Source organism: Kitasatospora sp. NPDC054795 (assembly GCF_053611565.1).
Genome location: NZ_JBSHAP010000134.1, coordinates 1 through 24748 on the forward strand (window position 1 = coordinate 1; position 24748 = coordinate 24748).

General features: G+C 71.6%; 18 protein-coding genes. 12 read left to right on the top strand and 6 right to left on the bottom strand.

Annotated elements, in window-relative coordinates; genetic code table 11:
• From ACWGJO_RS34250 to ACWGJO_RS34265, 4 genes are all read left to right on the top strand, one after another.
• Positions 1 to 2418, top strand: a 2418-nt coding sequence (locus ACWGJO_RS34250) for an ALF repeat-containing protein (RefSeq protein ID WP_452189658.1), incomplete at its 5' end; no start/stop codon positions are given.
• 201 nt (positions 2419 to 2619) lie between these two features.
• Complete coding sequence (locus ACWGJO_RS34255) at positions 2620 to 2919, top strand: hypothetical protein (RefSeq protein WP_452189659.1); 300 nt, start codon at positions 2620 to 2622, stop codon at positions 2917 to 2919.
• A 267-nt stretch (positions 2920 to 3186) separates the two neighbouring features.
• A complete protein-coding gene (locus ACWGJO_RS34260; RefSeq protein WP_452189660.1) occupies positions 3187 to 3729 on the top strand; it encodes a hypothetical protein in 543 nt (180 codons plus the stop codon).
• A gap of 600 nt (positions 3730 to 4329) precedes the next feature.
• Entirely contained in the window at positions 4330 to 6144 is a 1815-nt protein-coding gene (locus tag ACWGJO_RS34265; RefSeq protein WP_452189661.1) for a trypsin-like serine protease, read from the top strand.
• Positions 6145 to 6780: 636 nt separating this feature from the next.
• On the opposite strand, the gene ACWGJO_RS34270 is transcribed toward ACWGJO_RS34265, so the two are convergent.
• Both ACWGJO_RS34270 and ACWGJO_RS34275 read right to left on the bottom strand, forming a co-directional pair.
• Positions 6781 to 7392: a TIGR03086 family metal-binding protein gene (locus ACWGJO_RS34270; protein WP_452189662.1), complete on the bottom strand. Its 612-nt coding sequence runs from the start codon at positions 7390 to 7392 to the stop codon at positions 6781 to 6783.
• 1337 nt (positions 7393 to 8729) lie between these two features.
• Positions 8730 to 9077, bottom strand: coding sequence for a hypothetical protein (locus ACWGJO_RS34275; RefSeq protein ID WP_452189663.1), 348 nt, complete (start codon positions 9075 to 9077; stop codon positions 8730 to 8732).
• Positions 9078 to 9229: 152 nt separating this feature from the next.
• On the opposite strand from ACWGJO_RS34275, the gene ACWGJO_RS34280 reads away from it, so the two are divergent.
• From ACWGJO_RS34280 to ACWGJO_RS34290, 3 genes are all read left to right on the top strand, one after another.
• Positions 9230 to 9391 (top strand): hypothetical protein, encoded by a 162-nt coding sequence (locus ACWGJO_RS34280; RefSeq protein WP_452189664.1) that lies wholly within the window; start codon positions 9230 to 9232, stop codon positions 9389 to 9391.
• Between the two features lie 474 nt (positions 9392 to 9865).
• On the top strand, positions 9866 to 10564 hold the full coding sequence (locus tag ACWGJO_RS34285; RefSeq protein WP_452189674.1) for a hypothetical protein: 699 nt from the start codon (positions 9866 to 9868) through the stop codon (positions 10562 to 10564).
• A 511-nt stretch (positions 10565 to 11075) separates the two neighbouring features.
• Complete coding sequence (locus ACWGJO_RS34290; protein ID WP_452189665.1) at positions 11076 to 11585, top strand: hypothetical protein; 510 nt, start codon at positions 11076 to 11078, stop codon at positions 11583 to 11585.
• Between the two features lie 937 nt (positions 11586 to 12522).
• Here ACWGJO_RS34290 and ACWGJO_RS34295 read toward each other — a convergent pair.
• Positions 12523 to 12960: a hypothetical protein gene (locus ACWGJO_RS34295; protein ID WP_452189666.1), complete on the bottom strand. Its 438-nt coding sequence runs from the start codon at positions 12958 to 12960 to the stop codon at positions 12523 to 12525.
• 1374 nt (positions 12961 to 14334) lie between these two features.
• Here ACWGJO_RS34295 and ACWGJO_RS34300 point away from each other — a divergent pair.
• Both ACWGJO_RS34300 and ACWGJO_RS34305 read left to right on the top strand, forming a co-directional pair.
• Complete coding sequence (locus tag ACWGJO_RS34300; RefSeq protein ID WP_452189667.1) at positions 14335 to 15408, top strand: protein kinase family protein; 1074 nt, start codon at positions 14335 to 14337, stop codon at positions 15406 to 15408.
• 341 nt (positions 15409 to 15749) lie between these two features.
• A complete protein-coding gene (locus tag ACWGJO_RS34305; protein ID WP_400477195.1) occupies positions 15750 to 16184 on the top strand; it encodes a GNAT family N-acetyltransferase in 435 nt (144 codons plus the stop codon).
• Between the two features lie 129 nt (positions 16185 to 16313).
• Here ACWGJO_RS34305 and ACWGJO_RS34310 read toward each other — a convergent pair whose 3' ends face one another.
• The gene (locus ACWGJO_RS34310; protein WP_452189668.1) at positions 16314 to 17882 is read right to left on the bottom strand and encodes an ISL3 family transposase; all 1569 of its coding nucleotides are present in this window, start codon (positions 17880 to 17882) and stop codon (positions 16314 to 16316) included.
• A gap of 637 nt (positions 17883 to 18519) precedes the next feature.
• Positions 18520 to 19041, bottom strand: a complete 522-nt coding sequence (locus ACWGJO_RS34315) for a hypothetical protein (protein ID WP_452189669.1) — start codon at positions 19039 to 19041, stop codon at positions 18520 to 18522.
• A 396-nt stretch (positions 19042 to 19437) separates the two neighbouring features.
• On the opposite strand from ACWGJO_RS34315, the gene ACWGJO_RS34320 reads away from it, so the two are divergent.
• Both ACWGJO_RS34320 and ACWGJO_RS34325 read left to right on the top strand, forming a co-directional pair.
• Positions 19438 to 19941 carry a hypothetical protein gene (locus ACWGJO_RS34320; protein WP_452189670.1) on the top strand — a complete coding sequence of 168 codons (504 nt, stop codon included), beginning with the start codon at positions 19438 to 19440 and terminating at the stop codon, positions 19939 to 19941.
• 371 nt (positions 19942 to 20312) lie between these two features.
• The gene (locus ACWGJO_RS34325) at positions 20313 to 21152 is read left to right on the top strand and encodes an Imm21 family immunity protein (protein ID WP_452189671.1); all 840 of its coding nucleotides are present in this window, start codon (positions 20313 to 20315) and stop codon (positions 21150 to 21152) included.
• Here ACWGJO_RS34325 and ACWGJO_RS34330 read toward each other — a convergent pair.
• Entirely contained in the window at positions 21103 to 22011 is a 909-nt protein-coding gene (locus ACWGJO_RS34330; RefSeq protein ID WP_452189672.1) for a hypothetical protein, read from the bottom strand. The two genes, ACWGJO_RS34325 and ACWGJO_RS34330, sit on opposite strands and share 50 nt — an antisense overlap.
• A gap of 137 nt (positions 22012 to 22148) precedes the next feature.
• Between ACWGJO_RS34330 and ACWGJO_RS34335 the strand changes: the two genes are divergently transcribed.
• On the top strand, positions 22149 to 24527 hold the full coding sequence (locus ACWGJO_RS34335; protein WP_452189673.1) for an ATP-binding protein: 2379 nt from the start codon (positions 22149 to 22151) through the stop codon (positions 24525 to 24527).
• Positions 24528 to 24748 lie beyond the last annotated feature (221 nt).

Here is a 24748-nt window from a genome sequence, read left to right on the forward strand (position 1 = left end):
GCCTCCAACACGGCGGTGGCGGCAGCCAAGACGGCTGCCACGGCGGCGCGTTCGGCCGCTTCGGCTGCCGCCGCCGCCGGCCAGGCCGCCAGCCGCGCGTACAACGCCGCTGCCGCCGCCGCGGGCGACCGGTCCCAGGCCAAGGCGGCGAGCGACGCCGCTGTGCTGGCGCGCGATGCTGCCGCCGGTGCACGGGACGCGGCGTCGGCCGCCTCGTCCGCCGCCGACGCGAGTGCCCGGGCGGGCCAGGCCGGTTCCGCCGCGGCCCGCGCCGCCAACAACGCCGCCGCTGCCGCCGAGGCCAGCGCCCAGGCTGCCGGTTCCGCGGGCCAGGCCACCGAGCAGGCGGCCCGCGCCCGCAACGCGGCCACCACCGCCCGCAACGCGGCCAACGCGGCCAGCGCGGCCGCGACCCGTGCCCAGAACCTCGCCACCTCGGCCGCCGCCGCGGCGTCCGAGGCCAAGGACCTGGCCAACCGGACCGCCGACCACGCGGAGAAGGCCGCCGCAGCGGCCGCCGCAGCGGCCGACGCCGCGGGCCAGGCCCAGGACTGGGCGAAGATCGCGGGGCAGCACGCGGACGCCGCCGCTGTCGCCGCCCAGACCGCGGCCTCGGCGGTGACGAAGGCCCAGACGCTCGAGAAGCTGGCCCGTGACGCCGAGGCCGTGCAGCTGGAGTCGGACAAGCAGCTCGGCGTCACCCAGGCCGACCTGCTGCTGAAGGACGATCAGGCCTCCCAGGCGGACTTCAACCAGCAGCAGACCGAGGCCGCCTCGCAGGACGCCGCGACGAAGGACCTGGTCAAGCAGGCCGCGGCGACCGGAACCGCCACTGCGACGGCCGCCCAGGCCGGCCGCAAGGCCGCGGTCAACCTGCTGAAGTCCACCGGCTCCTGGACCCGGGCGTCGGCGCAGGCTGCGCTCTCCGGCACCGACGAGGCCGTGGTGTCCTGGGCCAAGTCGGACTATCAGCGCAGCCTGCAGCTCGACGACCGGGAGAAGATCCTGGCCGTCACGAACATCGCGAACGCCAAGCTGGCGACCGAGGCGCAGAAGACGCTGGAGAGCACCGACCCGACCGCGGTCGAGAAGTTCCTCAGCGGTGGGGCGCTCCAGGCCCAGGCCGAGGACCTGCGGGTGCGGACCGTCTCCCTGATCTCGGACGGCGGCAAGGCCGTCCAGCGGGACGGCGGCGCCGCACTGGCCGACGGCCGGGTGTCGGTCCTGGCCGCCTTCCTGTCCAACGGCTACGCCAAGGCCCTGGCCGAGGACGACCGGGTGGCCGTGGTGGTCGCCGTGGACGGCGGCGGGCCCAACGTGAAGGCCGCGGGCGCGGTCGCCCTGGCCGGACCGGCCTGGATGCAGCACGAGTTCGTCCGCAAGACCCAGTACACGGCGGCGCAGAAGGACGCGGACACCGACGCACACGTGTCCTCCGTGCTGAGCATGATCGCCAACGCTGCGAAGGACGCGGCCACCGCGAGCGAGAGCGCCCAGAAGGCGTACCAGATCGCTGCGGACGCGCGCCACGCGTCGGACGAGGCCGCTCACTGGGCGAACCTGGCAGGGCAGTCGGCCCTGGAGGCGAAGGGGTACGCGGACGACGCCAAGGCCAAGTCCACCGCCGCCGACGCCTCCGCGGCATCCGCCGCCGCTTCGGCGCAGAAGGCCAAGAGCGCGGCGGCGACCGCGCAGACGGCCAACCGGCAGGCCAACTACTCGGCCACCCAGGCGACCGCCTCCGCGAACCAGGCCGTGAACTCGGCGGCGAGTGCGAAGGCCTCGGCGGCGCAGGCCGCGGCCAGCGCGAGCGCGGCGGGCAAGGACGCCGCCACGGCGTCGCAGGCCGCGAGCGACGCCCACGCCATCGCCGCCCAGAAGCGCGCGCAGGAGCAGGCCGCTGCTGCCGCCGCCGCCGCGGCCCAGGCGAAGGCCAACGAGGCCAACCACGTCGACCCGGTGAACACGCCGGCCAACGACAAGGTGACCACTCCGGCTCCGGCTCCCGACAAGCCGGCTCCGGGCTCTCCGCCGAAGGACGACAAGCAGCTGTTCCGGGAGTACGGAGACTTCCTGAGCAGTGTCAGCACCTATAGCGGGTTCGTCGCGGCCGGCCTGATGCTCATTCCGGGTGGTCAGCCCTTCGCGGCTGCTGTCGGTACGTTCTCGCTGGTGACGGGTGTGGCTTCGGCCCTGTACACCGGGATCGGCTACGGCTTCAGCAGCGACAAGTTCATCGGCTCGGTAGCAACCGTCGGCCTCTCCCTGATCGGTGGCCGAGTGGTCGGCGCGATCGAGAAGGGCGCGGCGGAAGCGGCCAAGTTCGGCGTAAAGGTGACCGAGAAGGTCGGCGAGAGGCTGGTGAAGGCCGGACACAGTGCCGTCTCGTCCGTCGTCGGCTGGTTCACGAGCGACTGATCAGGTCATCGCTAGGCTGTGAGCGATCGGCCGTGTTCGAATGGCCGTGGCGGAACAGCGCTGTGGAGCCCGCGTCCGACGCGGGCTCCACAGCCGGAACAAGGGGGGTGTGCGGTGTATCCGTTGGGGCTTGGTGCCGTGTCGTGGTGGTGGCTCGCGATCCTGGCGACCGCGGTGTTCTGGGCGGTCCTGGTACCGGGAATGCCCACTCGCACGCATCGGATCAGCATGGCGCTGGCGCCGGCCGCGATGGTGGTCTTCGGCGTCGGCAGCTACTACGGGAAGCACATGGACGCGGCCGCGGTGCTCGCCATGTACTCGTTCGCGGTGGTGGCCTTCCCGGTGGGAATGGTCGGCCACCGCAGGAAGTTCGCGCAGCGCCTGATGGAGGCGAAGGAGCGGGGCGAGTCGGAGGACAACACGTGGCCTCCCGCCATGATGGCGCAGGTCTTCGTGTCTCTTGTCGTCTTCGGGACCGCGGCGATCTGGACCACCCGGTAGCGGCCCGGTCCGCGGCTCGCCTGCCCGTGGCAACCTCCTTCCCGGATATATGAGCCGTATACGAACATGGTGGAATTCCAGATGATTCCGAAGCGGGAAACGATCTTCCGGAAGTCTCCCCGCTCGTGATAGCAATGGTGCCGGTCGGGGTCGGGGGTGGCTGGGGGTGGCCGCAACGCCATTCGACCAGGTTGCCGGTACGTGCACCGACTCGGCAGGTCTGCTGCGAACCAGCAGCAATTGACGGCTAATCAGGGGGTTTTATTCATGCGTTCCATCACCAAGATGGTCATCGTCGGCGCTGTCGCCGGCACGGTCGCGGTGTCCGGCGTCGTGGGCGCCGTCGCGGCTGACCGCACCGCGGCCGCGCCTGGCAGCACCGCCGCCGCTCCGAAGGCACTGACCGCCGACGACACTCCGCCGCCGGCCGTGGAGGACTTCGCCTACCCCGGCGCGGACCAGATCTTCGCGGACCGTGGCATCCGGCTGAAGCGCGGTGACGGCCACATCGTCCTCGCGCCCTGCGCTCCGGGCCTGCTGGAGGTCGACGCCCGGAACATGGCGGAGACCGACAAGGTCGGCGGCGGCCGCTTCTGCTTCACCACCACCGGCACGTCCGGTCGGCTCAGCCTGGAGCTGCCGTCGACCTACGCCGTCTCCACCTCCGACTACTCCGTCCACGTGGTCATGGTGAACGGCACCGAGACCAAGATCCACGACCTGAAGCCGAACACCTGGAACAAGGTCGGCGAGCTCACCGACCCGCAGCAGCGCCCGTTCACTCTGATGGAGATCACCACCTCCAAGTAAGGCTCTGATCAGGCGGTTTGACGCACCTCTGATCCCCCGGTCCCCGGCCCCGTCGCGTGAGTGGCGGGACCGGAACCATCCGATCGGCCCGCGTCGCCGCGGACCGCGAGCGGTGCGAACGTCCCCCGCGCCGACCCCGCGAAGACGGCGTCCGAGTCCACGAAGCCCAACGGGGCCGCACAACGGGACTCCGACCGCCAGGATGCCGGACGGCTGGGCCGGCGCTTCGAGTTCCTCGGCGGCAGGCTGCCGTCCGCTCGGCCGGTGGGCCACAGGCCGCACAGGCCGGTGAGCTGGGTGTGGGGCGTGCCGCTCGTGCCGCTCCGGGCGGCTGAGCGGGTGCAGGGTCACGGCCTGGCGGCCCGTCAGAGGCCGCACGACCGCGGCCTCCGTCGGTCGAGGGCGGCTCACTCGTATCCGGCCTCGGCGACGACGGGCCCGAACTGCCGGGTCGGCCTCACCGCTGACGTGCCCCGCAGGCCCTCCGCGCTCCAAGGCAGCGCTTCGCGATCGTCGGTGAAGGCGCCGGCGGGAAACCCGCCGGACCACGTCGGACCGATCGCTACCCGAATTCATCTCCTACCGTTGGGAATCCTGTTCATGCCTCACAACTCCTCGCTCCGCTCCCGACGAGCGGGCGTGCTGATAGCGGCCGCGGCCGCGGCCGCCGGCACGATGACCTCCTTCGCCCCGGCCGGCGCGGTGACCGGCGACGCCGCCGCCGACGGCTCGTACGCCTACACCGCCCGGATCGTCGTCGGTGACGCCCTGCGCGGCTGCACCGGCACGCTGGTGGACCACTACTGGGTGCTGACCGCCGCGTCCTGCTTCTCCGACGACCCCGCACAGCCGCAGACGCTGGCGGCCGGCGCGCCGAAGTGGAAGACGACCGTCACGGTGGGCGCCAAGTCCGCCGACGTGGCCGAGCTGGTGCCGCGGCAGGAGCGTGACCTGGTGATGGCCCGTCTGGCCACCGCCGTGGACGGCATCACCCCGCCGGCGTTCGCCACGACCGCCCCCACCTCGGGAGAGAACCTGCGGGTGGCCGGATACGGCCGCACCAAGGACGAGTGGGCCCCGCTGAAGCCCCACACCGGCTCCTTCAGCCTCGGCACCGTGAGCGCGACCGGCATCAGCATCACCGGCACCGGCGGCGCGGCGATCTGCAAGGGCGACACCGGCGCCCCCACGATCCGCGAGACGGGCGGCAAGGCCGAACTCGTCGCCGTCGCCTCCCGCTCCTGGCAGGGCGGCTGCCTCGACACCCCGGCCACCGAGACCCGCACCGGCGCGACCGCCACCCGCGTCGACGACCTCGGCGGATGGATCTCCTCGACCGTGGCCGCCGGTGGCGTGTCGGTCAAGTCGGACACCAAGCTGACCTCCGGGCAGTCGGTCGTCGGCGCGGACCTGAAGGTGACCATGCAGCCGGACGGCGACCTGGTCGTCACTCACCGGCAGGTCGACAACGGGATCCTGTGGTCGAGCGGGACTTCGGGCAACAACGGCGCCTGGGCGTACATCCAGCCGGACGGCAACCTCGTCGTCTACAAGAGCGACGGCGACCCGGCCGCCGGCACCGGCGCCCTGTGGGCCTCCGGCACCTGGGGCCAGAGCGGTGCGTTCCTCAAGCTCCGGAACGACGGCAACGTGGCCATGGTCAAGGCCGACGGCAGCTCCGTCCTGTGGTCCGCCGGCACCATCCGCCTGGACCAGAAGCTGAACAGCGACACCAAGATCAAGCCCGGTCAGTGGTTCCAGTCCCAGACCGCCGTGGTCGAGATGCAGCAGGACGGCAACCTGGTGCGCTACCGCCGCGCCGACGCTACGCCCACCTGGCACACCAACACCGCCGGGAACAAGGGGGCGTGGGCGTACGTGCAGACGGACGGCAACTTCGTCCTCTACAAGAGCGACGGCAACCCGGCCGCCGGCACCGGCGCCCTGTGGGGCTCCAACACCTGGGGCCAGAGCGGCGCGTTCCTCAAGCTCCAGGACGACGGCACCTTCGCGCTCTACAAGAAGAACGCCGCTGAGACGGCCGCCAACACCGTCTGGAGCGCCACGACCTTCCGCCCCGGCACCCAGCTCGTGGCCGGCCAGCAGACCTACGCGAAGACCACCCGCCTGGCGATGCAGTGGGACGGTGACCTCGTCCTCTACCGCCTCAGCGACAACGCGGTCCTGTGGCACAGCAACACCGCCGGCAACAGCAACGCCTTCCTCCGGATCCAGCCCGACGGCAACGCCGTCGTCTACACCGCGGACGGCAGCCGCGGCCTCTGGGCCTCCGGCACCTTCTGGTCGGCGGGCGCCTTCCTGAAGCTCCAGGACGACGGCAACCTCGTCATCTACAAGGCCGACGGCGGCGAAGGCATCGGCAACGCCATCTGGTCCACCAACACCTTCGCCTGATCCCGGGCCCGCTTCACCGAACGGGGCCCGCCGGCGGACTGCACGGGGCGGGCCTCGGACGGCGGGGTGTGGTGCGGCGTCGGTGCTACGCCCTCCAGCCGGGCGGCGGCCCGCGCGGGACGGGGCTGTGTTCAGCGGCCGAGGCCGGCGGCGGTGGTCGCGCCGCCGCGCCGGATGGCGGCCGCCATCGCCCGGTGGGCAGCTTCGGCTTGGGCGGCGGTGGGGGCGGGCACCGGGGCCCCTCTCCACGGTGTACCACCCATCGGCGCCGAACCGCCGGTGGCCCAGCGGTTCGGGCCGGGCCCTGGCCAGCGTGCCCGCCGGGTCCTCAAAGCAGACGTCGGCCGTCTCCTCGAAGAGAAGCGCTGGCGGGCAGCGCTGGAGACCGTCGTCGTGCCGGCCTGTCGGGAGGAAACAGCCGCCCCGGTGTACGGGTAGCGGCTGTTCCGCCTCGGGGTTCGACGGCGGTCGGGTCCGACGGCTGCGGCTCGTCGTGGGCGCGACCGCCGACGCCGCACGAGCCGCCCGTGCCAGCCGCCCTCGCCCGCCCCGACGGCGCCCGTCACTGGTCCTGGCACAACCGCGAGGTCAGCTCGCGGAAGACCGGCGGGCCGCCGGGGCGGCCTGAGGGGTGCGTCAGAGGCGCTCGGTGGACCAGTGCGGGTTGCGGCCGGTGAGCGCCAGCAGCCGTTCCTGGTCGTCGGCGCCCGGCAGGGCGTTGAGCGGCGGGTCGAACAGGCCGGTGCCGGCCAGGTGGCGGTAGCCGCTGAACTCGGCGAGCGCGTACTGCGCCGCTCCCCGGGGCATCCGGCCGGTCTCACCCAGCGCCCGGGCCAGGTCCCAGCCGTGCACGACGGTCTCGGCGGTCAGCTCGCGGGCGTAGCCGCCGACGTCGCGCAGGCCGTACGGCAGGTGCACCAGGAGGTCCGGTGCGCCCGGCTGGTAGAGCGCGCGTACCGCGGTGTTCACGGCCAGCTCCCAGACGCCGACGGGGTTGAGCCCCAGGACGTCGTCCTGGAAGCGCCGCTCGATCTCGGCCGGCGTGTAGCCGGCCACCGCCTGGCAGACCCAGAGGTGCTGCGCGGCCAGGTGGTTCACCAGCGTGCGGACGTCCCAGTCACGGCAGGGGGTGGCCGCCGTCCACCCGTCCTCCGGGACGGCCCGCACCAGTCGTGTCACCTCCGATCCGGCGGCGACGTAGCGTTCACGGACCTCGATGTGGAACCCGGGTGGGTGTGGACATTCCATCGGAGGGCCTCCCTCCTGCTCTGCTCACTCTCAGTAAACCGCTACTGGGAGTGACGTGCGAGCGGGCCGGTACCACAGCACGCCCCCGGCCGCCTGCCCACCGTCCGAGCCCCCACCACGACGGCCGGCGCCGGGGGCGCGTTCGGCGATTGACAGGGCCCGGTCCAGGTGGTCGGCGATCTCGGGATCGCCGTACCCGTCGAGGTGGTCGGCTTCGTACGCGGCGCGCAGCCGGGGAACCTGAGGCCGGCGAGCCGGCCCCGGCCAGTCGTCAGTCGTGGATGTGCCTGGCTCTCTGCGGTAGCCGGTGGGGGAGGCCGTGGAGCGTTTCGGCGGGGTAGAACACCGGCCGGGTCGGGAGGCGGTCGCCCTCCCGTTGGATGTTGATCACGACGCCGAGGGACTTCGAGGAGGGCACTCCCGCGGTCATGTGGGAGAGCTCGTCCGGGGCTGGGTCCGGGCGCGCTCGCGCATCCACTGTTCAAGCGCGGAAGGGAATTCTGCGCTCCCGCCACCGCCGGCCCGCAGACCGCGGGCGCCCGGCGAACCGGCCCCGCCCTCGAACGGTCGGCGGAACGACCGGCCCGGCCGGGTGCGGCGGTGCCCGGGCCGGGGGTGGTAGTCCGGGCACCGCCTCCTGCTGCGACCGGCAGGTACCCGGTCCAACGAGCGGCCGTCCGATCCGTCACCCCGACGACACCGCCTCGGGGCCGGGGCGGCCCCCGGGACCGGGGGCCGGTCGGGTGCCCGCCCGGCCGGCCCCCGGGGCGTGTCGCCGCCGCCCCAAGACCCGCGTGCCCAGACTGGGCGGGCCATCCGACCAGCCCATCCGTTCGTGAGGAGGCCGGTGCCGGCGGAGACCGCGGTGCGCATCGCCCAGCAGCCGGAGGCCGACGCCCTGCTTGCCCGCAGCCCGCCGGCCTTGCTGGTGGGCTCGCTGCTGACCGGCAGGTCGCGGCCGAGTGGGCCTTCGCCGGTCCGGCCGCCATCACCCGGCGGATGGGGACGCAGGACCTGGACGCCCACCTGATCGCTCAGTACAGCCCGCCGGACTTCGCCTCGCTGCCGGCGGCCCGGCCCGCCGTCCACGACCACCCGGCCCTGATGGCCGGGTGAGTCCAGGAGCCGTGCGCGTTCCTCGTCGCCCGCCACGACGGCCGGGCCACCGCCCTGGGAGAGGACGCCACCAGCGGCGCCGACCTCGCCCGCCGGATCGGCGAGCTGCCGGGCTTCGGCCGACAGAAAGCCCGGATCTTCACTGCCCTGCTTCCCCGGCGCGGGGTCGGCCGGCCGCGCGCGGTTCCGCGTGGGCCGTGGCGTTGGTCGGGGTCGTGGTGTCAGTCGAGGCCGAGGCGTTTGTTGAGGGCCTGGCCCGAGGGGAGGGGGTCGATGAAGTTGTGCAGGAACCGGAGCATCGCGTCGGTGTCCAGGCCCTCGCAGGCGGCGTCCGTCGAGGTGTGGAGGAACTCCTCGGTCCCGGCGACCGCGATGGCCAGGCGCTCGCCCTCGGGGATGAGGCTGAGCTGGAGGCAGCGGCGGTCCTCGGCGTCGGCGCGGCGCTCGACCGGGCCGGCCGCGACGACGCGTTCGACCGGCCGGCCGGGGTTGGTGCCGCTCTCGCGAGGCCCGGGCAGGGATTCGGGAACCGAATCACCGCCATGCGGAACCTGGGAGCTGATCGGCATCAAAGCCTTCGATCAGTAGGCGATTTCTTGAACGGAACGTTAAATGCAAGGCCTTGCCTCGCATTTGGGTGTAGGCTCTGAAGCACAGAGGGTGGTTCGAAGGGCCGGCATGACGATGATGCCGACGAATCACCCCGGGCAGGGGGAGCACCATGATCTACCACATCGAGGTGGCGCGGGCGACGATCGACGAGCGTCTGCGGGAGGCCGAGAAGTACCGCCTCACGCGCGCGCTCCGGCTCAAGAGCCGCGCCGATCGCACCACCCGACGCGCACACCGGGCCCTGACAGGTCTGGTCGGCCCGGCCGTATGAGCATCACCCTCGACGGGCCGTCACCGCAGCACCGGTGACGGCCCGTCCGCTATCTGCAAAGAAAAACTCCCGGTGAACCGGCCCGGGCGGCCACACACGGACCGGGGCGTCGAGTCCGGGCCCGACCGACCGAACGGGCGGGCGGACAGCCCGGCAGGACGGGCGGGCAGGTGGACGACCCGGTACGGACTCCCGGCCGAGCGGTCCACCCTGGCCGTCCCCACGGCCTGATCCGGCGGCCCAGCACCTTGCAGCTCAGCGTGGAGGGATCGTCGTCCAGCAGTCGTCCGCGCAGCGGTGGCGCCGGGAGGCCGTGCCGGGCCAGCCCCACCACCGGACGGTGATCCGGCGCGTACGACAGCGGCCTCGGTACTGGTGGGCCCGCTTTTTCAACCGTCGCGAGTTGACCCACCGGGCTCCGGCACTGCTCCTGAGCGTGACAGGCTTGGGGGAGAGATCCTGGGTGTCAGGGGCATCCGGTTGGATGAGCACGTGACTGTTCATGACGTAGCCCGCCGGCTCCCTTCCATCGCCGACCTGCGGAACCTGTGCCGCTCACTGGCGATGCTCGATGCGATCTTGAGCCCGGACTGGGAAGACCGGTACTACTCCTTCAACGCCGGCTGGGCCGACGGCGAGGAGATGGCGTCGATGCGCAACGGGTCGGGGGACGAGTACTCCATCGTGTTCTCGGCGGCCGGGGCCTACGTCCGTGGCTTCGATCACGAAGCACCGATGAGCCCGTACGGCAACGACGGCGAGCCCTGGCCGGGAGTGATCGACGGGGTTCCGGAGGTCTTCAGGCCCTTCGTCGAGGAGCCGGCGTTCACCGACGAGGACGACGTACCCGTCGTGACGGCCTGCCTGTGGCGGGAGGCTACGGACGATCGGTGGCGGCACGGCGTGATCGACTTCCCCGCAGGGTGTTCCGACCCCGACGGGGCGACGGGCCTGTTCGAGCTCCTGGTCGACCGTTCGCCGGAAGCGTTCCGGCGCTTCGCCGAGGACTACTACGAGGTTCCCGTGGACCTGGAAGCGGTGCGCGACGTCTACGCCTTGCGACCGCTGAGCCAGCAGCTCGTGTCATCGCTGAACCCGGAGGTCACCCTCGTAGACCTGGCCGAGGACATCGCCGAGATCGGCTACCCGCAGCCGGTCCGGGACCTGATCTGAGCTTCAACCGTCGGTGAGTCGACGGGGAGTCCAGCCGAATGGTGACCGCAGGTGGTCGCCTGTGGCGCATCGGCTCCGGATCCCGCCGGTCTCTCTGAGGAGGCGGCTGGTGGTCGTGTCGTGGCAGCCGAGGGCGTCCGCGACGACGGGGGCGGGCAATTCGAGGAGTTGTTGCCGGAAGGCGCCGCCGCGGGCGGCTGCGACCAGGACGGGCCGGCCGGCCCGTCGGCCGGGGAAGAGCCGGCGCGATGCCTGGTTGGTGGCGGTGTTTCCAGAGATGACGAACCACAACGGAATCGGCACCGTAGCGCGCACCTCCCCGCCTGAACCAGGAGCCCTGGGTAAGGTTGCGGAGAGGGGAGCGGGAGGCAGCTGCGTACCGGGGCCTGGATGGACGTCAGGCCGGTCAACCTGGTGCCGCGCGTAGCGGGGCAGATCTGCTCTTTCACCGGCCGTGCACGGTGCCGGAGCGGTACGTTGGCGGCCGCCGACTGTGGGAAGGAGCGCCGACATGGCCATCGATCAGGCTGCGCTCGGAAGCGCGGTGAAGGCGGTCGTCGCCGCCGTGCACGCCGACGACCAGGCCGCGCTGTACCGGGCCGTGATGCCGCCGACAGGCACGGACACGCCCCCCGCCGAGGTCACCGCCTGGTTCGGGACGCTCCTCATCCACCTGGCGCTCACCGCCGCGACGACCTCGAAGCTGGAGCGGGGCTGTTCCCGGGAGGCCGTCGCGGGATGGATCGCGGAGGTGCTCGGCCCGCCGCCCACCCCGGCACTGCTGCGCGCCGCGGATCCCGGCCGCATCGACCACGTCGAAGCGGTGGGCGCCGCAGCGGACTACTCCCGCTGCCACGAGTACACCGTCGACCTGGTCCGGCTGGGCCTGGCCGATCCGGACCAGGCACCCGACGAGCGAGGCGTCGACGCCCACTGCTCGGCGACGAACGACAGCAGGACGCGGATCACCGTCATCGCGATGCTCGGCCGCCTCGCCACCGTCCCCGGCGGGCAGACCTGACGGTGCCGCTCCGGCAGCGCACGGGCACCGGGCCGTCCAACGCGCCGAACGTGGTGCTGCCCTCCATGCACCGGGCACCGTCACCGTGCTGCTGCACTGCCAGGCCACGGGCACGTGGGCGAAGGAGGCCGCCCTTCCCGGCGACCACGGTCGGATCGCGGGGACCGGTAGGACGACCTCGGTCCGCACGTGCTTCGCGGTACCGGTCGGGGCGACGCCCCACCGGTCGGCGAGGGCGGCCACCATCAGCAGCCCCAGGCCGTCGGCGGCCTGGTCGTCGACCCCGATGCGCAACTGGTTCCCGGCCGGGGAGAGCCACAGTCGGATCGGGCGCCGGTCGGGGCCGGCGTGCAGGACGGCGTGCAGGACGGCGTTGGCGAGCAGTTCCCCGGCGACGGTGACCAGGCCGTTCAGTACGGGGTCGGGAAGCGAAGGACCGAGGGCATCCGCGTAGTCCAGCCGGGCCCCGGGGACCGGCGCCGACCGGACGGCCGACAGGTCCGCCGGAGGCGACCGCACGCGCGGCGGGGCGCAGGCCCCGTCCCGGCCCTGGCCCGGCCAACAGCCCGTGCCCGCCGAACTCCTCGGCCTCTTCCTCGAACCCCGGACCCGGACCGCAGATGCCGACCGGCTCCCCGCGGGCAACGAGCCGCCCGAGCAGGCCGCACCCCGTTGGCGCGGCCAATGGCCGATCCGCCTCCCGCAGAGCCTCGGCGCGCTGCGCCGCGCCACCGCCGCCAGGGAAGCCGCAGACGAAGAACCCTCCCCGCCGACGGCGACGGAAGGGCGCACCGTGGCACTGACCTTCCACCTCAGGTCCTGCCAGTGGCCCGGCGAACGGACGTGTCAATCGCCCGAAGCACTTCCGCGCCGTTCTCGGGTGGCCAGGGCCGAGAGGGGGTACCGCTTCCGCCCGGGGCGAGCGGGCTGGGCGGGGTCAGCAGGCCACGGTGATCGAGACGGTCGAGGTCGAGGGGGCCCAGCCCGGCTGGTTCACGCTGAACGCGGCCGTCACGTGGGTGCCGCAGGGCACGGTGGCGGTGAGGGTGCCGACGCTGGTTTCGTTCGCCGTCACCAGGACGGTCGTGCTGAGGTTGCTGACGTTCGGGGCGCCGATCCCGATGCCCGACAGCGTGAAGCCGATCTGCTGGGTCTGCCAGGTCGCCGGGCTGGTCGGGGTGGCGAGCCCGCTCAGGTACACCTGGTTGCCGGAGACCCTGACGCAGGCCTGCAGCGACAGGTAGCCGGGCGCGCCCGGCGAGCCGCAGACCGGGCCGGTCGGCTCCGTCACGGGCTGGGCGGCGAGGGCACTCGGGCTGCCCGTCAGGGCCAGCAGGGCAGCGGCGCCGGCCAACGCGGGGGCGAGACGTTTCATGGGTTCCTCCTGGGTCTGCTGCCCTCGGCGATTGCCGAGGGGATGTGAGGTGTCACACCTCACACCTCACGTCTCGCAGCATAGGCAGCCGGACGGAGAGCGGTCAGAAGTCCAGGCGGGGAGGCCGGTGCCCGACCTGGAATGGCGCGAACGGCCTGTCATGGCCAGCTCAGACCTGAATTCGCCTGGGACGTATGGTGATTACCGTGTCTCCAGCGACGCCCGGGATAGGCGCTCACGCCTGGGCCTCGCCGCAGCAACCGCTCCGGCGCAGGTTCACCCCTGCGGCGGGGCGTCGGAGTGCAGCCCGGCCGGTTCACCGCACACGGCTCAACGGATCTCCGTTCGGCCAAGGACGACATGGTCGCCCACCACAGCGGTGAACTCCGCCAACCCCGTCCGCCCGCGGGCCAGGTGGAATTCGACCACGCTCGTGGCATCCACGCCGGGCCGACCGCCGCTCGCGCCGGGCGGACGGCCTCACCATCGTCCGGCCCGGGCACGCAGGGGCCGACCGCGCCAACCGGTGCCGTCCCTCGGCAGGGGGCCGGCCCGGGTGCGCAGGGCCTGAGCGATGGTGATGATCGGCCTGCTCAACGCCGGTCTCGGGTGCAACGGCTGACTGTCGTCCGGTGTCCCAGGGCTGTCTCAAAGTCCCCGTCAGCACATGAGTCTGCTGGTCACAGCGGCGTGGGTCCGGTCCGGATCGGCCCGTCACGTACGCACGAAGCTCCGGTTGAACGGGGTGACCTTCCCAAGTCGCCTCGTACCACCGGAGCTTCGACGTGCCGCCGGCCTGTCACCGTCTGCCCGACCAAGTCGCCTGGTCTGGACGGCGTTGTGGGATCGCCGCTGGTGGAGCGGTTGCGGCGGCTGCCCGATCCGCGTCGCCGCCGAGGGGGTGCGCCACCCGTTCGTGGTGGTGCTGATCGGTCGCCGCCTCGGTGGTCGTCGCCGGCGCGCGCTCGTATGCGGCGATCGGTCAGTGGTTTCACGAACGCTCCGCAACACGCCCTGGCCCGCCTCGGCACCTGCGTCGTGGGCACACCGGGCGTGCACGTCCCACCGAGCGCCGCCGCGATCCGACGGGTCATCGGCCTGGCCTGCCACGCCGGCTCGGCCGACCTGACCGGCACCGACTACCTACCGCTACCAGGCCACCCAGGAAGGACGCTTCGCAGCACCGAAATGAGCTGTCCCAGCAGGCCAACCGATCGGCGCCGCACGTCGTGAGGGCATTCCCCGGCCTCGGGCCCGTCAACGGCGGATCAAATACTCGGCGGTTGGCGCTCCGAGGCCGACCTTGGTAGCGGGAGTTGACTACCATTTGGGCGATCACCAACGCCCTGGTCCGGGGGCACCGAGGAGCCGTCGATGCGTCACGAATCTCAGCACAACGCACGTCTGGCCGCCTACGGAACCGTCGCCACCCGTCTGTCCCTGCTGAGCGACCGGCGTCTCGGCGAGATCGTGGCGTCCGCTCCTCCGGTCGGATCCGGCATCGGCGGCAGGTCGGCCGAGCTGGACATCGACGGGACGCGGGTCTTCGTCAAGAGGGTGCCGTTGACGGACATCGAGAGCCGGCCGGAGAACGTCAGGTCCACGGCGAACCTCTTCGGTCTGCCTCTGTTCTACCAGTACGGAGTGGGCTCGGCCGGGTTCGGTGCCTGGCGAGAGCTGGCCGTCCACATCATGACCACCAACTGGGTCCTGGGGAGGGAGTACGAGGGCTTTCCCCTGACGTACCACTGGCGCGTCCTGCCCGACTCCCCTCCCGAGGGCTTCGTGGACGAGTTCGGGGGCATCGACGGAGCGGTCGCCCACTGGGAGGGCTCTCAGGCCGTACGCGAGCGGCTGGAGGCCATCGGCCGGTCCTCCTGCAGCCTGGTGCTCTTCCTTGAGCACGTACCGCAGACACTAGGTACGTGGCTGCACGAGCACCGGGAGATTGCGGCACCGACTGGTGCCGGCTCTCCCTACTTGTGGGTCGAGGATTCCTTGGCACGAGGAGCGGCGTTCATGAGCTCTCGCGGGCTCGTGCACTTCGATGCCCACTTCCGCAACATCCTGACCGACGGTCGGCTGATCTACTTCGCGGACTTCGGGCTGGCCTTGAGCTCAGGTTTCGAGCTCTCAGCGGCTGAGGAGCAGTTCCTCGCGGACCATCTCGTGTACGACCGTCACTACACCGCGAGCCATCTGATCCACCACCACCTCGTCGACCGCGTCCGGGGCGACATGGAAGCAGACGCGTTCCTTCAGGAGTGGATCGCAGGTCGGAGGCCCGAAGCTGTTCCACCGGAGATCGCTGTGATCGTCGAGCGGCATTCCAGGGCCAGCGTCGTCCTGGACGGCTTTCACCGCCGGCTGCTGTCGGAGAGCAAGCAGACGCCGTATCCCGGTGCCGAGCTCAACCGCGTCGCAGCCGCCGGTGAGGCATCGCGCTGATATTCGAAGGAGCGGGCCCCGGCCGCGCCTTGTCAGGGAGGCGACCCGCGGGCCCGCAGCCACAAGCCAACGACATCCCTGGGGCTTCAGCACCTGAATACTCCGCTCCGGTCGGGAAGGCCACTCGATCAGTGGCTCCCAATCTCGGGTCTGGCCCAAGTTCTGTGATCCGTCACAGCCTGTGATGGTCCTGGAGCCGTGATCACCTCGGCTCTGCGAAGCTACCGCCGTTTGCTTGACACTCGGCTTCACGCTGATCGAGACCGGAACCGAACCAGTCGGCGGATCGCCGAAACCGACCACCGTTGAGGCCACTGAACTTCGAGGTAGTGTCCCGGTGCATGAGCCTTGACGTTGAGGTCGTTCGCGAGACGAACCACGAGTTGGTGGACGCATTCGCCAGCCTCCTGCCGCAGTTGTCGACGACGGCCAATCCGCTGGACCGGGACGCGGTCACCCGGATGGTGGCGTGCGACTCGAACACGCTGCTGATCGCCCGGCTCAACGGAGCGATTGTAGGCGCGCTGACGTTGGTCCTGTCCCCGCTGCCATCGGGCCTGCGGGCGCGTATCGAGGATGTCGTTGTCGATGCCGCCGCGCGTGGCCATGGAGTCGGCGGGGCCTTGACCAATGAGGCACTCCGACTGGCGAAGGACGCAGGCGCTCGAACGGTCGACCTGACGTCCCGCCCATCCCGCGAGGCTGCGAATCGTCTCTATGAGCGTGCTGGTTTCCAAGCCCGGGATTCGAAGGTCTACCGGTTCACGATCGAATAGCCCTCGAAGTCGGCCTCGGCATCGGAACCGACGCCTGGTCCTCCGGGGCTCCGCCTCTCAGAAACACCTCCCGGAAGGGGCAGGGCGGCAGCAAAGCCGCACCACCCACGTCTGTGTGGTGACGGAGTGTCAGGCGAGAAGGACTCGCTTGCGTAGGAGCGGGAAGCTGGCACGTCCGAACATTTGTCGTTTCAGCATCTTGATCCTGTTCACGGCGCCCTCGACGTGGCCGGAGTTCCAGTGGGTGGTCAGTCCGGCGTGGACGGCGGCGTAGTCGCTGTTCAGACCGTTCGCGAAGGTGCTGATCCCGGGCAGGCCGGCGGCTTTGGCCTCGGCGATCCACTCGGGCAGACAGTCCCCGTCGAGCAGGGTGAGCATCTGGGCGAACGTGGTGACCAGGTGAGCGGTGGTGTCCAGTTCGGGGCAGTGGGAGAGGAGGGCCTTGCGTCGAAGGGCGTCGTCCGCGGTGAGGCCGTCGGGGTGGCGGGTGAGCCAGTCGGTGGCCTCGCGTACCGTAGGCGGCCGCGGTGGCGGTGGGCCGTCCGGGAGCAGTTCTCGCTGCTTCCATGCGGCGAGCTGAGTGTATCCGCCCCGGTAGCCGCGGGCTGTGATCTCGCCGAGCAGTGCCATGCCGCTGATCTGGCCGCCGGTCTCTTCCCAGCGCCGCAGCATGTAGGGCTTGTAGGGGCCGAGTTTGACGGTGCGCGGCGCCTGCGGGCCCTTCATCAGATCCTGCCACCGCTCGGCCCCCGCGTAGCGGCGCACGGTGTTGCGACTCCAGCCCAGGTGCTTCGCGACAGCGCGCTGGCTCATGCCCCCGCCCAGAAGCTCGTGAGCGACGGCGTGGTTGGTGCGCCGCCGTTCGGCCACGCGCCCGGCCGGGTCCTCCGGTTCGCCGGCCTCGGCGGGCAAAGGAATCTCCCACTGAGGTTCGGGCTCCGGCTCGGGAGCGCGCAGGCAGGCACGGTGGTCAGTGACAACGCGCTCCACCGCACGGACCAGGTTCGCCCACAAGTGGTACCGGTCAGCCACCTGCTGGGCCTGCGGCGCCGCCCGGTCCGCCGCCTCCGCGTAGGCGCTGGCGCGATCCCGAGCGATCACCTCGATCTGCGGGTGCCTGGAGAGCCACGGAGCGAGCGTGCCCGCGTCGCGCTCGGGCAGCACGTCCAGAACCTCGTGGGTGACCGCGTTCGTGATCACCGTCCCGTACGTATGACCCTTGCGGAGCGCGAAATCGTCAACCCCGACCGCCACCGGGGCACCGACGGCGGGGTCGGGAAGCTCCATCACTCGCCGCAGCAGCGTGCTGCGACTGGCCCGGATGCCCAGCAGTGCGGCCATCCGCGCACCGGCCCGCCCGGCCAGCGCCAGACCCAGCCCGGACACCGACGCACGCTGCCGCTCGGTGACCTGCCCGTGCCGGCGCGTCAGCCCCTCGACCTGCTCGACGAACGTCCGCCGCCGGCACCCTGGGCTCCGGCAAGCGAACCGGCGCACCCGCAAGGCGACGGTCACGGGCCGCCCGCAGCTGGGCAGGTCCGACGGATAGCGCAGATAGGAGCCGTGTACTCGCTCCGACCACACCCCGCAGCCCGGGCAGGCCGCACCCAGGACGGCCACACGGGCCTCGATCCGCACCGCCGGACCGGACGCTTCGACACCGACGACCTCCACCTGCGGCAGCGACGGGAACAGCAACTCACCGAGCCACGAACACGATTGCGACACAGCTGCCGAATGTCAGCCGCCCAGGCAACCCGGCCGACCAGTTTCAGACGATCTCCGGACCTCGTCAACGCCCAGAATGTGTCACCGAGAGTCACCGGTCACACAACCTGGGCCAGACCCCCAATCTCACCGGAAAACCTCGACCACGGTCGAGTTCATCCGCGTCACGAATGGCCCGACCATGGGGTCGACTCTCACCGAAGACGTGGGTGCCCATATGACGGCTTGACGGCTCGGACACGGATTTCGTGAAGTCGGTCGTGCTTCCGTGCGCGGGGTGACGCACCGCCACTGTCGGCGATCCAGCGGGTCGGATGGTCCTTTTCGCGGTTGGCCATGATGGTCGCGAAGGTGCGGACGTGGTTGGCCGCGGCCGAACGCTCGGGCCGTAGCGGCCGGACGTAGTCGCGCAGGGTGCTGTAACTACAGCGTGCCCCGCGTTCCTGCAGTTCATGGTGGAGCGGGGCCAGGTTCGTGCAGCCCTCGGCCATGCGCCGGTCGACGTAGGGCTTGAAGCGATCGAGCCTGCTGGTCCGGTTCTGCCACTGTCTCCACCAGGCGGTGCCGTCGTTCCCCGGCTGCGCGTCCGTGTGCGGGTGATCCGGGGCTACTTGGGGACCGTCATCGCGTCGCGGATGCGGCGGGTCCGGTCGGCGGCGGCGGCCAGGTCGAGGGTGGCCGCGCTTCCCTCGGCCCAGGCCGGGAAGCTCACCGAGCCGGCGGTGTTGTGGTCGGCCCAGAGGCACATGGCGTCGACGAGCAGTGCCTCGGTCCAGACTCCGCACGTGAGTCGGCCCTGCGGGTCATGCGGGTCCCGAGCGTCGACGTCGGTCGGCTGCACGGTCCAGCGGCCCCGCGGGGACTGGATCGCGGTGATCGTGGACGTCGTCACCGCACCGGGATCGATAATGGTGCCCCAGGCGCCGCCGATGACCAGGGCCCCACCGGAGTTGGCGGTGTACCTGGCCACCAGGCTGCCGTCGAAGCTTTCGTAGCCCGCCGGTTGTGGGCCCGCCGGGTAGTCGGTGCGCACCTGGGCGGGGCTCTCGGACCGGTAGCCGCCGGGGAGGGACTGCGGAGCGGTCAGCCGCAGGGATCCCGGGGTCGCGCTTGCGGAACTGCCGGTCACCACAGGAGCAGCCCCTGGCGACGGCGAGCCGTCTCCGCACCCCGTCGATGCTCCTGCCAGCAGAACCGCGACGGCGACCCCCGATACCGTCCGCACAACACCCGTACCCACCCCTGAAGTCATGATCACATCGTAGGGTTCCCGGGGGAGAGGCTTCCAAGGGATTTCTGCCCAGCTGGGCACAGGTCAACAGGGCATTGACCAGTTCCGACTCGTAAGCGATCCAGGGACGCTTGTGGTCTGGCCGCCGCGCCGCGTGTGACGGCCGGCCGCGCCATGAACCCGGCCCGGCGTATGGGCCCGGGAGCTCACCCGGGTGTGTTCCCGTCGCCGTCGTCCCCGCTGTCGAGCAGCCGGGCGTGGTCCTCATCGGGGCTCTCTGCGACCGGCCGATGGATGCACGAGGCCGCCGTCCGCGACGGGCAAGAGGCACTCGCCAACGGAATCGCCCATCTCTTCGGCAAGGCTGAATGCCCGCGCTGTACCAGCGTGTTCAACATCGCGGACGAACACGGGCCCACCATGGAGACGGAAGCAGCAATGCAGCGGCGCAAACGCACTCTGGAGGACTGGGAAGTCGGCGCGCAGCTCCGGTGGTATGCGCTGCTGGAAATCCGCGCCATGTCCGGCAGACGGAAGCCGATCCAAAACTGGCCCGACGACGACTACGTCGCCTGCATCCGCTGGCTCGCCGACCTCTGCGACAACATCCCGTTCCTTCCCGAACCCCGCAAACCATGGTGGAGCCGAGCACAATCCGAGCGCCGATTCGCATACGCCTGGGCCATCGCCGACGAACGCGGACGACAGTGGATCCTCAACACAGTGGACAAGTTCGGCTGGAACTGGACACCACCGTCCACCAGTTCCCCGACACCACTGCCGCGAGACGAGGACTGACCGCCGCCTGACAAGCCATAGAAGTGTCTCGCGATCCGACGCTGAGCTCGGCCGACGGCATTACTCCAGCGAGTGATGGCGCAACACCTGTTGCACCCGATAGCGTCCTCAGCACTGCCGTTGAGCTGCGCTGATTTCACCTCGCCTCGTCGCGAAACACCGACCTGCCGCAGAGAATCAGCTCCCAGTCGGCCACTGCTTCGTGGAATCAGTGATGGCGGGCGGTGTAGTTATGCAGGTCCACCCGGGTTCCCTGCTTGTCACTGATCAGCGGCACACTGCGCGCATGAGTACTGATCCACATGCCGTCCGGATGACCCTCGATCTTACCTGGGTCGAATCCATGGGGTGGTCCGCTGATCGTCGTCCCGGTGTCCGCACTGCGGCACTGGGGTGGCTGCACCGAGGACGGCATGATCACCGGCGGCAGTGACCAGCCCGACGACTACGACCGGGCCTGCGAGGTCGAGGACCTGGCCGAGGTGATCGGCCTGCGTGGCCACGGCGACGTCTCCGCGCTGGTGCTGGGCGACGAGCCCACCACCACCTGCTACCTGCCCGAGCAGAGGGCCTTCATGCGCTGGCTCGCTGCCGACTCCGACGCCGAGCTGCTCGCCGCCGAGACCGCGCTGAACGACCCGGCGACGCCGTGGGAGGAGTGCGGCCTCTGGGAGACCGACGGACCGACGGTCCTCATGGACTCGGCCGAGGCCGGCAAGAACCTCGGCATGCCCTACCCGAACGGCAGAGGCGAGCCGGACCAAGCCCCCGTCCACCTGCCCGCAGGACGCCGGAGAATCCGCGCGTTCCACTGCCGGGCAGCCGCTTCCTCCCCGGCTTCCTCCCACAACCGCCAGGGCGGTCCGGTGGGCCGGGGGTCGACGGCGTACGTCCCCGACTCCGTCAGCGGAGGGCGAAGCTCCTCCCAGGCACCGTGGTGGATGTGGACGGGAAGTGCGACCTGGGACACCGGTGCCGTCAGGTCGGTGCAGCACCCGGAACACGCGAACACGTCCAAACAAGCTCCCCCCGCTGCGGCTCCCCGGGATTGTGCCTCGCCCCCAGCGGAGGATCCTTCGGACGCAGTCGACCACGAGTGTGTCGGGGGCGGGTGGTTCGGTCAGGGCCTGGGGCAGAGCCGGGGCGCTCGCGTCCGTCGTCTCACTCGCGGCCGTCGTCCCGCCCGCTCTGCAGGGCGGGGCCGTAGGTGAGCAGGATGCTCAGCGCCGCGTAGTCCGATCCGGGGCGGCGGACGGGCACGAACACCTCCAGCCGGTCCCGTTCGGTGCGGTAGCCCGCCTTCGTCGCGCGCCCCGACAGGGCCAGGCTGCCGACGTGCGCGGCCAGTCCCTGGACGTCGAGCCGGACGCCGTCGTCCGGGCCCGCGGAGACGAGGGTGATCCGGGACCAGGCGACCGGCGCGGGGAAGGGGGCGAGCGTCATTCCTTCAGCGGTGAAGGTCAACGCGCCCCAGCGGAACGCGCCGCCCGCGCCGAGTTCGTCCAGGAGGCGTTGCGCACGGGCCTCGCCGACGGCTCGCGTCGCGACCGTGACGAAGCGAGCGCCGGTGTCGGGGGACGCCTTCGAGATCATTCCCCAGAAGCCGCACTCCTCGCGGACCTTGATGTAGTCCAGGCCCCTGAGACGGATCCGGCCGCCCGTGCAGGGGCGGATCACGGTCTTGAGCACGTCGTGCGAGTGCGCCATGTTGATGTGGACGGACACCCGGGTCGACTCGACGGAGGCGATCTCCTGCCACCCGTACCGCAGCGTGCGGCGCCCCGGCCGGCGCAGCTCGAAGCCGTGCTCGTACTCCCGGATCCGGATGCGGGAGTGCCGCACGCCCAGGGCGAGGCACAGCACGGCCGCCCCGGGCACCGCCCAGAACGCGAGGCGGAACGAGGACTCCTCGTCGTAGTGGTCACTGACGAGGGAGCACATCACGCCGAACACGATGAGGAGCACGACCAGCGCGCTCAGCGGCCTGCGTGCGTAGGCTCCCTGGTAGGTCCACACCCGCTGCCCCAGCCGCTCGGTCCGCTCCTGGCCTGCCGCCGTGCCTGCCGACACCACACACCTCGCATCGTCGTCCGATATCGCGTCGTCGAGTCTCGGGCGGACTCACTCCGGGGACAACGGGAGAACTACTCAATTCCCGCGCGTCCGCGCTCCGGCAGCGTCGGCGCGCGTCCGTAAGATGGCCACCCATGGGAACGGGGGCAGCCACGAGGACGATCGCCGGCCTCGGCGGTGAACTGACGCCGCTGATCGGACGGCGGGCGGAGACGGCCCGGATCGCCCGGCTGCTCTCCGGCGCGCGTCTGGTCACGCTCAGTGGAACCGGAGGCGTGGGCAAGACCCGGCTCGCGCTGCGCGTGGCGGCGGAGGCGGCGCGCTCCGCCTTCCCCGACGGCGTGTACGTCGCCGAGCTCGCCGATCTGCGGGACCCCGAGCTGCTCGCACCGAGCGTCCTCGGCACCCTCGACGTGGCGGACCCGGGGCGCCCCGGCGCCGATGCGGCGGCCGTCCTCGCCGCCCGGCTGCGCGAGCGGCGCGCCCTGCTGGTCCTGGACAACTGCGAGCACCTGATCGACGTGTGCGCGCGCCTCACCGACGCGCTGCTGCGGGCCGCGCCCGGACTGCGCGTCCTGGCGACGAGCCGGCAGCCGCTCGGCATCGCGGGCGAACAGGTCTTCCCCGTGGAGCCGTTGCCGGTGCCGGACGCCGACGCGGGTCACGACCTGCGGGTCCTGAGCGGCAATCCGGCCGTCGCGCTGTTCGTCGACCGGGCCGCCGCCGTGCTTCCCGGCTTCGCCCTGACCACGTCCGACGCCGCCGACGTCGCCGAGCTCGTCCGCCGCCTGGACGGGCTGCCGTTCGCCATTGAGCTGGCCGCGGGCCGCGTCCGGAGCCTGACGCCGCAGGAGATCCTGGAGCGGCTCACGAACCGGTTCGCGCTGCTGACCCGGGGAAGCAGCGCCGCCGCCGACCGGCAACGCACCCTGCGCGCGTTGATCGACTGGAGCCACGACCTGTGCACCGGGCCCGAGCGGCTGCTGTGGGCGCGGGCCTCCGTGTTCCGCGGCGGCTTCGACCTGGAGAGCCTCGAACGGGTCTGCGTGGACGCCGAACTGCCACCCGCAGCCCTGCTCGACGCCCTCGACGGCCTGGTGGCCCAGTCGATCGTCAACTGCCGCCAAGCGCAGGGGCGTTCGCGCTACCACCTGCTGGAGACGGTACGGGAGTACGGGCACGAGCGGCTGGCCGCGTCCGGCTCGCCCGACATGCTGCGCGCTCGCCACCGGGACCGGTACGCCGAACTGACCGCACGAGCCGGCCAGGAGTGGTTCGGGCCCCGCCAGGTCGACTGGTTCACCCGCCTGCGCCTGGACCACCCGAACCTGCGCGCGGCCCTGGAATTCTGCCTGGAGCGGCCCGGGCAGGCGCGGGCCGGTCTGGCCCTGGCCGTGACGCCCCGGCACTACTGGATGACCGCGGGCCTGCTGTCCGAGGGGCGCCACTGGCTGTCACAGCTGCTCTCCGCCGACCACGCGCAGGACGACGGTGGCGACCCGGCCCGCCCGGACGCCTCCGTCCGCCTACAGGCCCGGGTCACCGACACGTACCTGCGCATCCTGCAGGGCGACCCGGAGGCCGACGTACAGCACGCACTCGCCGCCTGCGAGGCGGCGGCCGGGCAGGGAGGCCACCGGCCGGAGTCGGCGTGGGTGCGGCACCACCACGGGATCCTCGCTGTCTGGCGCGAGGACTTCGCGAACGCCGCCGAGCTGTTCGCGCGGGCGCGCACCGAGTTCCGCACGCTGGGCTGCCTCGACGCGGCCCTCGAATGCCGGGTCAAGTTCGCCATCGCGCACGCCTACGGGGGCGAGGCCGCCGCGGCCGCCGAGGCGTGCGGCGAGGTCGAGGCGGCCGCCCGCGCACACGGCGAGTCCTGGCTGCACGGCATGGCCCTGCTCGCCCGCGCACTGCTGGCCCTGCGCGCGGACGCGCCCGCCGACGCGACCGCGCACGCCAGGGCGGCCATCGCCCGGCTTCGCCCCTTCCAGGACTGGTGGGACGTGGCCATGTGCGTGGAGGTCATCGCCTGGAGCACCCGCGACGCCCCGCGGCGCGCGGCCCGGCTCCTGGGCGTGCTGCACCTGTTGTGGGAGTCGCTGGGTGGGCGGCTCGGCGCGGCGCCGTTCATGCGCACGCAGCACCTGCGCCTGGAAGCCGAGGTACGGGAGGCGCTGGGCGCCACCGCCTTCGACCGCGAGTTCCGCCGCGGAGCGCGCACCACCGTGGACGAGGCACTGGCCTACGTCCTGGACGACGCGGCCGGGGTGCCGGGACTGACGAAGCGCGAGAGCCAGGTCGCGGAACTGGTGGCCGAAGGCCTCACCAACAAGGACATCGCGGAGCGCCTCACGATCGCGCAGCGCACCGCGGAGAACCACGTCGAACGCATCCTGGGCAAGCTGGGGTTCGCCTCGCGCACGCAGCTGGCAGTGTGGACGTACGAGCAGCGAGGCGAACCGCCCGGGATCCGGGAACCCTCGGGCATCCAGGCCGCAAAGGGCGCCTGACCTGCACCGATTCCGACGCCGATTCCGGCACCGGCACCGGCACAACCAGCCCGTCGGACGCCCGGGTCGATCCGGATGTCCGAGCTCCTGGCGCCCCTTGCGCGGGGCGGGCAGGTCGATGGGCATCGGTCGGGTAGCCGGGACACATTGCTGTGCCCCGGCCCCCTCAGAACCGGCCGTGCCCGTTTCCGAGCAACCGGCTCAAGCAAGCCCCAGGGACG

Bases quoted from the DNA above. Each gene is read 5' to 3' on its own strand.
- ACWGJO_RS34270 (WP_452189662.1), bottom strand. From the start codon at position 7,392: ATGGAATGTCCACACCCACCCGGGTTCCACATCGAGGTCCGTGAACGC.
- ACWGJO_RS34295 (WP_452189666.1), bottom strand. From the start codon at position 12,960: ATGAAACGTCTCGCCCCCGCGTTGGCCGGCGCCGCTGCCCTGCTGGCC.
- ACWGJO_RS34260 (WP_452189660.1), top strand. From the start codon at position 3,187: ATGCGTTCCATCACCAAGATGGTCATCGTCGGCGCTGTCGCCGGCACG.
- ACWGJO_RS34335 (WP_452189673.1), top strand. From the start codon at position 22,149: ATGGGAACGGGGGCAGCCACGAGGACGATCGCCGGCCTCGGCGGTGAA.
- ACWGJO_RS34290 (WP_452189665.1), top strand. From the start codon at position 11,076: ATGGCCATCGATCAGGCTGCGCTCGGAAGCGCGGTGAAGGCGGTCGTC.
- ACWGJO_RS34255 (WP_452189659.1), top strand. From the start codon at position 2,620: ATGCCCACTCGCACGCATCGGATCAGCATGGCGCTGGCGCCGGCCGCG.
- ACWGJO_RS34280 (WP_452189664.1), top strand. From the start codon at position 9,230: ATGATCTACCACATCGAGGTGGCGCGGGCGACGATCGACGAGCGTCTG.
- ACWGJO_RS34300 (WP_452189667.1), top strand. From the start codon at position 14,335: ATGCGTCACGAATCTCAGCACAACGCACGTCTGGCCGCCTACGGAACC.
- ACWGJO_RS34275 (WP_452189663.1), bottom strand. From the start codon at position 9,077: ATGCCGATCAGCTCCCAGGTTCCGCATGGCGGTGATTCGGTTCCCGAA.
- ACWGJO_RS34305 (WP_400477195.1), top strand. From the start codon at position 15,750: ATGAGCCTTGACGTTGAGGTCGTTCGCGAGACGAACCACGAGTTGGTG.
- ACWGJO_RS34320 (WP_452189670.1), top strand. From the start codon at position 19,438: ATGCACGAGGCCGCCGTCCGCGACGGGCAAGAGGCACTCGCCAACGGA.
- ACWGJO_RS34265 (WP_452189661.1), top strand. From the start codon at position 4,330: ATGCCTCACAACTCCTCGCTCCGCTCCCGACGAGCGGGCGTGCTGATA.